At 48.4% G+C, this 8,918-nt stretch carries 9 protein-coding genes; 4 read left to right on the forward strand and 5 right to left on the reverse strand.

Translation table 11 applies throughout. The features are described from left to right. Positions 1-356: 356 nt before the first annotated feature. The 5 genes from QFX39_RS01870 to QFX39_RS01890 all read right to left on the reverse strand — a co-directional run bounded on the left by QFX39_RS01870 (position 357) and on the right by QFX39_RS01890 (position 4,503). Positions 357-1,769: a lactaldehyde dehydrogenase gene (locus QFX39_RS01870; protein WP_300476896.1), complete on the reverse strand. Its 1,413-nt coding sequence runs from the start codon at positions 1,767-1,769 to the stop codon at positions 357-359. 15 nt (positions 1,770-1,784) lie between these two features. Then, a complete protein-coding gene (locus QFX39_RS01875) occupies positions 1,785-1,979 on the reverse strand; it encodes a class III signal peptide-containing protein (protein WP_160323037.1) in 195 nt (64 codons plus the stop codon). A 12-nt stretch (positions 1,980-1,991) separates the two neighbouring features. After that, complete coding sequence (locus tag QFX39_RS01880) at positions 1,992-2,933, reverse strand: type II secretion system F family protein (RefSeq protein WP_300476900.1); 942 nt, start codon at positions 2,931-2,933, stop codon at positions 1,992-1,994. A 117-nt stretch (positions 2,934-3,050) separates the two neighbouring features. Next, complete coding sequence (locus tag QFX39_RS01885; RefSeq protein ID WP_300476902.1) at positions 3,051-4,034, reverse strand: Xaa-Pro peptidase family protein; 984 nt, start codon at positions 4,032-4,034, stop codon at positions 3,051-3,053. Then, on the reverse strand, positions 4,021-4,503 hold the full coding sequence (locus tag QFX39_RS01890; protein WP_300476905.1) for an HIT family protein: 483 nt from the start codon (positions 4,501-4,503) through the stop codon (positions 4,021-4,023). Before QFX39_RS01890 ends, QFX39_RS01885 begins: the two co-directional genes overlap by 14 nt. Before the next feature lie 110 nt (positions 4,504-4,613). Between QFX39_RS01890 and ercA the strand changes: the two genes are divergently transcribed. The 4 genes from ercA to QFX39_RS01910 all read left to right on the forward strand — a co-directional run bounded on the left by ercA (position 4,614) and on the right by QFX39_RS01910 (position 8,788). Further along, on the forward strand, positions 4,614-5,756 hold the full coding sequence (gene ercA / locus QFX39_RS01895) for an alcohol dehydrogenase-like regulatory protein ErcA (RefSeq protein WP_300476908.1): 1,143 nt from the start codon (positions 4,614-4,616) through the stop codon (positions 5,754-5,756). A gap of 11 nt (positions 5,757-5,767) precedes the next feature. After that, on the forward strand, positions 5,768-6,877 hold the full coding sequence (locus QFX39_RS01900; protein WP_300476911.1) for a histidine kinase dimerization/phosphoacceptor domain -containing protein: 1,110 nt from the start codon (positions 5,768-5,770) through the stop codon (positions 6,875-6,877). 135 nt (positions 6,878-7,012) lie between these two features. Beyond that, a complete protein-coding gene (locus QFX39_RS01905) occupies positions 7,013-7,588 on the forward strand; it encodes a site-2 protease family protein (RefSeq protein ID WP_300476913.1) in 576 nt (191 codons plus the stop codon). Positions 7,589-7,597: 9 nt separating this feature from the next. Continuing rightward, positions 7,598-8,788: a YcaO-related McrA-glycine thioamidation protein gene (locus tag QFX39_RS01910; protein WP_300476915.1), complete on the forward strand. Its 1,191-nt coding sequence runs from the start codon at positions 7,598-7,600 to the stop codon at positions 8,786-8,788. Positions 8,789-8,918: the final 130 nt, after the last annotated feature.

Here is an 8,918-nt window from a genome sequence, read left to right on the forward strand (position 1 = left end):
AATATAAAAGTTTTTTTAAATATATAAAATAGTAAATTTTAAATTTATTGATTGATAAAAATATTATTATATTGATTTTATTATGGTTAAGTCAATTTAAAAATTTATAATCAGACCATATAATTAACAGTAAATTAAAATATGGTCCTATTCATTTTCAGTTAAAATCATTAATACAATTGATTCAACAAACCATTCACCTTTATATTAAAAATTGGCCAACAATGTTTTTTATTAAAATTAGAAATAAGAAATGCAATTTTTCAGATATTAAAGCGGTCATAATCCTTATTTCATTAATAATAGCAATAATCAACCGGTTAATCACTTAATGTTAAATTGTGGAGGGCCTATAATCATCTACTGTTTAAAATAACAAGTTTTGTCCTGGTCATATCCTCTATGGCGTACTTAACGCCCTCCTTACCCATTCCACTGCACTTGAACCCACCGAATGGCATATGGTCCACCCTGAAGGTCGACTGTTTGTTCACAAGAACCGTGCCGGCCTCGATTTCAGACGCCATCCTCAGGGCGGTTCCTATGTTCTCAGTGAAAACCCCTGCCTGAAGTGCATAGCATGTCCCATTGGCAATCCTTAAGGCCTCATCAGTATCATCAAACCTTATAATCGGTGACACTGGCCCGAAGGTTTCCTCTGCAACAACCTCCATCTCAGGACGCACATGGTCCAGGACGGTGGGCTCAACAAAGTTGCCACTCCTTGACCCTCCATGGAGGAGCTCGGCACCATCCTCAATGGCATCCTCAATTCGCCTCTCAACCTCAATGGCCGCCTCCTCATTTATAAGTGGCCCTATATCAGTTTTCGGATCAAGTGGATCCCCTGACCTTAATCTGCGGGTCTTATCCACAAGTTTATCTGCAAATTCGTCGGCCACATCTCTATGGACTATCATCCTCTTAACCGCGATGCAGACCTGTCCGGAGTAGAGATAGGAACCCCTAACCGCGGCCTCAACTGCAGAGTCAATGTCAGCGTCATCCATGACAATGAGGGGGTCGTTGCCCCCCAGTTCAAGGGTTACCTTCTTCATTGAGGCTCTGCCGGATATGTATCTTCCAACCTCCACACTGCCGGTGAATGTTATCTTATCCACGATGGGGCTATCTATTATAAGATCACCCACCTCCCGGCCCCTCCCTGTTAGAGCATTAACAGCCCCCTCCGGGAAGTGTTCATTCAGTATCTCACAGAGTCTCAGAGCAGAAAGAGGTGCCTCAAGTGAAGGTTTTAGAACCGTGGTGTTCCCGGCTGCCAGTGCAGGTCCAACCTTATGGATTGCAAGATTGAGCGGATAGTTAAATGGGGTTATTGCAGCCACAACACCAATTGGAAGCCTTAAAGTGAATCCAATAAGCCCCTTTCCGCCAATACCTGCATCCATGGGTATTGATTCCCCATAAAGCCTTCCCGCCTCCTCTGCACATAGACGTGCGGTTTCAACTGACCTTTTAACCTCATCACGTGAGAACCTTATGGGCTTACCTGACTCCAAGGTTATGAGGCGGGCAAGTTCATCCATCTCCTCCCTGAGTTCATCAGCAACATCATAGAGGCCCTCAGAGATGCGCCTGGCAGAAAGATCAGACATGGCACCCTTTGCACGGTGGGCCGCCTCAAGAGCCCTTAAAACATTATCCCTGCCTGCAAGGGGTACAGTATCAACCTCCTCGCCGTTGAAGGGATTCCTGACACTGAAACGGTTATCTCCCCCAACGTGCTCACCATCAATGATCATGTCCATATGACCACCCTAAAATTAGAACTTGTTCTTGAGCCCTTTAATTGAGTTGGTGACGTTCTGAACATCAGAGTTCATTGCAGTCTCAGATGACCTCACATAGTTGCGGTACCATACCACAGCAAAGGTCACGATGACTATTATACCACCAAACACAAGTATCAGCTCGGCTGACCCCTGACCTGAATCATCAGCAATTAAACCCCCAGACAAAACCTTAACCTCCTATGGTGCCATGCTTCCAACAAGGCTCAGTCCAAATTTTCCTATGACATAGAATATGGAGTAGGCCACAATTGATAGTGGCACAGAGAACTTAACACCCTTCCTTGCGCTCCCATACATTATGATTCCGATGAGTAGCCCTGCGATTATGGAGTGTATTATGATGTAGCCTGAAGCTGCGATCTGTGCTGCCCCAAGGATTGGGTTGGGTTTCCCCACAGACTCCATGAACCCTGAGTAGACCATTATCATTCCAAGGGCGAATGGCGCCGCGATTATGGCGGCGACAATAAGGAACATCACTGACATCATAACATTGGCTTTCCTCTCCCTCTTGAGTGCCAGAACCGCCCTGAGATCCTCTGCAACCGTCTCAATGACATCCGAAAGGCTCCCACCGGCCCTTCTGCCCTCAAGGATCATCCTGAAGGTTCTGTCAAGGTTCTGGGATTTGAGCCTTTCACTCATGGAGAGGATGGCGTCATCGAATGTTCGCCCGATTTTTATTTCAATAACCGCCCTCTTGAGTTCATCGTAGAGTGGCCCCTCCCCCTGTTTGGATACATCCTCCAGTGCCGATTCAAGGCCCACCCCTGCCCTCAGCAGTGATGCTATCTGTCTGAGGAAGTCAGGTGTTGACTGCTCAATGGCGTCAACACGCCGCTCCATCATGACAAAGATGTATGCCCCGAGAAGAATGGATGGCATGAAAAATCCAACAATGACTGCAAGGATAACATTCAGACCTGCTACTGCAGCTACAACTGATCCAAGAACAGCAAAGAGTGCCCCTGCGAGAAATGCCAGGGTTATTATCTCAGATGCCTTCACATAAAGCCCTGTCCTTATGAGCGTCTCCTGCACCCTGATGAGCAGTTTATCAGGTAATATACTCTCCAGGGCCTCGCTTACAGGTTTCAATGCTGCCGGTAATACTGCCATCTGCACACCACTTGAAGTCCTTACTGTTACTAATTATTTACAGCCTATTATTTATACTATTATTTTTACAGTGCCACATAGTAGAAAGTCACAGTAGGTCAGTGCCACCTGCACTCTCTACTCTGGGTGATCAGGTAGGCGGTTCATTACTCCACCACCCACCACGAACATGTCCTCAACCCTCACACCGAATTCTCCTGGAAGATATATCCCCGGTTCAATGGTGAGGACCATTCCCTTAGCGAGAACCGTTTTATCGTCGGCTGAAAGTGATGGCCTCTCATGGACCTCAAGTCCAACACCATGGCCGCTTGAGTGTATAAAGTTATCAGCGTATCCATATTCCTCTATAACACTCCTCACTGCACTGTCAACCTCACATGCCCTCACGCCAGGTTTAGCTACCTTCAAACCCTCCCTTCTGGCTTCAATCAATATATCAAGGATCTCATGTTCCCTTTCACTCTCCACCAGTGTCCTTGTGGTGTCAGAGTGGTAGCCACTGTAAACAGCGCCCCAGTCAACCAGTAAAGGGGAGCCTAAATCGTTAGATGTGGGTACCGCATGGGGTATGCTTGACCTTGAGGCCGATGTTACGATGGTGTCGAATGAAACTCCCTCTGAACCTCCAAGACGCATAAGGTAGTCCAGTCTGGCGGCTACCTCAGATTCACTGCCCCTGAATTCAATTTTCTTAAATGATTCCTCGGCAATTTTAAGGGCTGCCTTTATCATTCTTATCTCCTCCCTGTCCTTAACCATCCTGAGATCTGCGATGGGATCCATCACCTGAAAGTCCCTCCCAAGGCCGATTCTCTCAATGAGGCCCACTGGCATGGAGGGTTCAACCGCGATGACCCTTAGTTCAACCATATCAGGGACATCAGATACCTTCTTAAAGACCTCAACACGAACCTCACACCCCTCTGCTGACTCAAGGTCCATCTCATTTACAAAGAGGACCGGTTCATCACTCAGAAACAGAAAAGCAGTGACTGTTGGCATGAATCCTGTGAGATAGTATATATTCTCCCTTTTTGTTATGATTGCTCCCTCAGCTTTACCAGATATGGCTTCAAGTGCCCCTTCAATCCTTTCCAAGTACATCACCCATCCTTTCCATGACAGCTCTTTTCATGACCAGTTCAAGTTCATCCATAACCTCATCGGGTGCCCTGAACTCAATGGGCAGAGGTATGTGGCCAAAGTCCGGGTCCCTGAAGACCTCACCCCCAAATTTCACGGGCCTGCTGTAGCGGGGAATGAAGTGCCAGTGGACCTCAGGGTCCGGGTTTTCAGACCTGAAAGCCGAATTTTTAAAGCAGCTCCAGTTGAAGAGTTCCGGTCCAAAAAGGTCGCGCACAGCGGATTCAAGTACCCTCACCACCACTGCAAAGTCAGCCCACTCCTCTGTTTTGAGTTCAGAGAGGTCCCTGCATTTCCTCCGGAGGGCCACCACACAGGTTCCAAGGTAGCGCTGGCTCGGTGCAAGGTAAACAATCCATTTGTCTGTGCCGGCAATTTCACGACCATAATAACCGTCAGCCCCACAGTACTCACAGACCGCCACATGACCACCGTTAAAATCTATGTACAGGGTAATACTCAAGGTTTATATTAGTCATTAAACCTAATTTATATGTATATACTGCCTGACCGGTATCTTCACACGTGGTTAAGATGGGGGAGCTTCGAAAGTTTGTGACAGCAGAATTTGTTTTTGGAAATGGAGCCAGGTTCCTGGCGGGAAGATACGCCTCAAACCTCGGGGCCAGAAGGGTCCTCCTTGTAACAGACCATGGTATAATGAAGACCGGTCTCGTGGATGACGTTACAGGTAGCCTCAGTGATGAGGGCCTTGATTATGTCATATTCAATGATGTAACACCAAACCCCCGCGACCACGAGGTCATGGAGGGTGCAGGGGTCTTTGATGCAGAGGAGTGCAACATGATAGTTGCGCTGGGTGGCGGAAGCCCCATTGACTGTGCAAAGGCCATGGGTGCTGTTGTATCCAACAGGATGAACGTCCTTGAATTTGAGGGCGTTGACCGCATCCCAGTACCCTCGGTTCCCATAATATGCATCCCTACAACCGCCGGCACAGGTGCAGATGTATCCCAGTTTGCGATAATCATGGATACCCATAGAAGGGTCAAGATGGCCATCGTAAGCAAGACAATGGTACCTGATGCATCCCTCATAGACCCGGAAACCACCCTCACCATGGATAGGGAGCTGACAGCTGCAACAGGTATGGATGCACTGGCACACGCCATTGAGGCATACGTATCCAATGCAAGCTTCCACCTTACCGACCTCAACGCCCTCGACTCAATAGGCATCATAAACCGCGCCCTCCCCCGGGCCGTGCTTGAACCGGATAATATGGATTACCGTGAGGATATGATGCTCGCAAGCCTTGAGGCAGGCCTTGCATTTTCCAACGCCAGCCTTGGACTTGTGCATGCCATGGCACACAGCCTCGGTGGGATGCTGGACATACCCCATGGTGAGGCAAATGCCCTCCTCCTTGAATACGTTATTGAATTCAACTTCAAAACCGCGAGGAATAGGTACCTCAAGATCGCAGAGGTCATGGGACTCAGTGGTTCGGGGCTTGAGGAACTCAAGGAACACATAAGGGAATTTCGGGAGACCCTGGGAATTGATATGACACTTGGGGACCTTGGTGTTGCTGAGGAGGACATACCCTCCCTTGCAGAGACATCAATGAGGGATCCCTGCATAGTTACAAACCCTGTCCGGCCAAAAAAGACGGATGTTGAGGAGATATTCAGAAGGGCCCTCCATGGGACTTGAGGTGTGATGAAATGTCTGATAGGGACTGGGAAACCCTAAGGGAGAAGATAATAGGGTTTGGTGAAAAATCCATAAGGAAGAGCTACTATCCCCGTCTTCAGGAGTCACTCGCCGAACTCAGAAGGTTCAGGAAACTCCTTGACTGTACAGATGACGCCATATTCCTTGTTAAAACGCCTGGAGGGGAACTTACAGACGCCAACCGCTCAGCATGCACCAGGCTGGGGTATTCAACCCGTGATATACCCGGACACAGGATCTATGATCTTCTGCCTGAGGACATGCATTCCCGCTTCAAAGGGATCCTTGAGGGCAACGATGAAAGAATAACAATGGAGGGGCAACTTATAAAAAGGAACCGTGAAATGATACCTGTTGAGATAAAGGTAGATATGGTTGATTTTGATGGTGAAAGGTACGCTGTCCTGGTGGCCAGGGATATAACCGAGAGGCTGAAGATGGAGGCGGAACTCAGGAGGTCACTGAGGGAGAAGGAGGTACTTCTGAGTGAGATACACCACAGGGTCAAGAACAACCTCCAGATAATTTCCAGTCTTCTGAGCCTTCAGAGCCACAGCATCAATGATCCCACATGCAGGGATATCCTTGAGGAAAGCCAGGACAGGATAAGGTCAATGGGACTCATACATGAGCAGCTATACCGTTCAGGTGATTTCAGCTCCATAGACTTTGGAGTGTACGCCTCCAGACTCCTCAAGAACCTCCAGAGGTCATATTCCCATGGAAAGGATATAGAATTCTCGCTTGAAGCCAATGATATAAAGGTGAGCCTTGAAACCTCAATTCCCCTGGGCCTCATACTGAGTGAACTGGTAACCAATGCGCTCAAACACGCCTTCAGAGGAAGGGATAGGGGGAGTATCACAGTGAGATTTAAAAGGAGGGACTCTGCCTGTATTCTTGAGGTGATGGACGACGGTGTGGGGTTCATTGAGGAGGATCTCAGGAACAGCAAGTCCCTTGGCTTCAAACTTGTTGAAATCCTCACAGAACAGCTTGAGGGAACCCTCACCTTTTCAGGGTCGAACGGCGGACTTTTCCGGATAGAATTCAGGGAACCCCCCTACACCAACAGGATATCATTGGATTCTAAAAAATAATTACTTTAAAAAAGCATTTTAATTTTTCCAGACATTAAAATCGAGATATTGCCCTTAAATCTCTCATGTAACAGAAAGGCAGACACAATCCAGCAATGGAAAGCATTATAAGCCCTATCCCATGTTAATATAAACATGGTCAGATTCAGTAAGGGAGAGGTAAGGGATATCCTTATCTCAATGGTCGTGATCGCCGGAGTATTTGCCTATGTGTTCTCAGGTAGAAATCTGCAGGTAGCACTGATTCTGCTTCCGGCAACCCTCGTTACTGTGGGGCTCGGATTTGTCCTCCATGAGATCGCCCATAAGTTAATGGCAATAAGGTATGGATTCTGGGCCGAATACAGGCTGTGGCTCGAGGGCCTCATACTGGCGCTTGTAACATCCTACTTTGGATTCGTATTCGCAGCCCCAGGGGCCGTTTACATTCATGGAAACTACATTGACAGGGACGTTAACGGGAAGATATCCATTGCAGGACCCCTCACCAACATAATGCTGGCTCTAATATTTCTCATGGCATCATCTGTGCTTCCATCTCCACTTCGCGATGTTGCTGTACTCGGATACGCCGTTAACAGCTTCCTTGCCCTCTTTAACCTCATACCCATCGCCGTGCTTGATGGTGCCAAGGTTTTCAGATGGAACCCCCTCATATGGCTCATTGCAGCCGCATCTGCATTTGCACTCACATTCAACAGCATGTTCTAAGTGATCGAGATGTTCCAGGATATTCCTGTTAAGTATGTTGGATGCACCCACCGGGCCATGAAACCCTCAGAGACACTCCGGGCATTCCGGGAAAAACTCAGGGACATAGGTGTCACACGGATAACCGAGATAACGCACCTCGACCGTATAGGCATACCTGTATTCTCAGCCATAAGGCCAACAGCGGAGGAGGGTGCCGTTAGCATATACGCGGGTAAGGGCGCCACAAGGAAACAGGCACGGGCCTCTGCAATGATGGAGGCCTTTGAAAGGTACTCTGCTGAGAGGAGTGCCATGGACGAAACACTGAGGGCCCATCCATCGGAGATGGATAAATGCCTGGACCCTGAAGTACTTATTCTTCCACCAAACGCTGATACAGACTCTGAAGTTGAGTGGATAATTGCAGAGGATATAAAAAGCCAGGACAGGATTCACGTACCTGCAAATGCAGTTTTTCACCCTTACAATCCCCCTGAGGGCTGTGTGAGTCTCTTCAGGTCAAACACCAATGGCCTTGCATCCGGGAACGTCCTGGAGGAGGCCATATTCCACGGCCTCATGGAGGTGATAGAGAGGGACGCCTGGAGCCTCTTTGAGGCGAGAAGGGGTCCCCGAATAGAAATTGATTGTTCGGGGACAGATAACAGGATTATAACGTGTCTCCTTGAAAGGTTCCAGCGGGCAGGGGTTGAGATAACGCTTGTGGATCTCACCGCTGACACTGGCGTTGCAACGGTTGCTGCGGTTGCAGATGATGTTGTGCTCAGGGACCCTGCACTCCTCACCATGGGCGTGGGGACCCACCTTGACCCTGAAATTGCAGTTATAAGGGCCCTCACAGAGGTTGCCCAGAGCCGGGCCACCCAGATACACGGTACAAGGGAGGACACCGTAAGGGCGGAGTTCATGAGGAGGGCTGGCTATGAGAGGATGAAGAAGCTAAACAGACACTGGTTCTCTGAGCCCGATGATACCATTGCACTTGAGGATATGGAGGACCTCTCAACAAGGTCATTCCAGAGGGACCTTGAGATTACCCTGGATAAACTGAAGAGGGCGGGCCTGAAGCAGACATTATATGTGGATCTAACCCGTGAGGTTGGTGTTCCCGTTGTAAGGGTCATTGTACCTGGACTTGAGGTTTTCTCTGTTGACCCTGAAAGGGTGGGGGGGCGCATAAGGTCCTCCCGCAGATGAAAAAATCACAAGGTCCCTCACAGATGAAATGATTAAGTGACCCAAGGCACTAGATAATCCATATGCACAGCAGAGATCATAATCAGATGAAATGATTAAGTGACCCGAGGCACTAGATAATCCATATGCA

Origin of the sequence: Methanothermobacter sp., from assembly GCF_030055425.1 — an archaeon.
Classification (GTDB): Archaea; Methanobacteriota; Methanobacteria; order Methanobacteriales; family Methanothermobacteraceae; genus Methanothermobacter.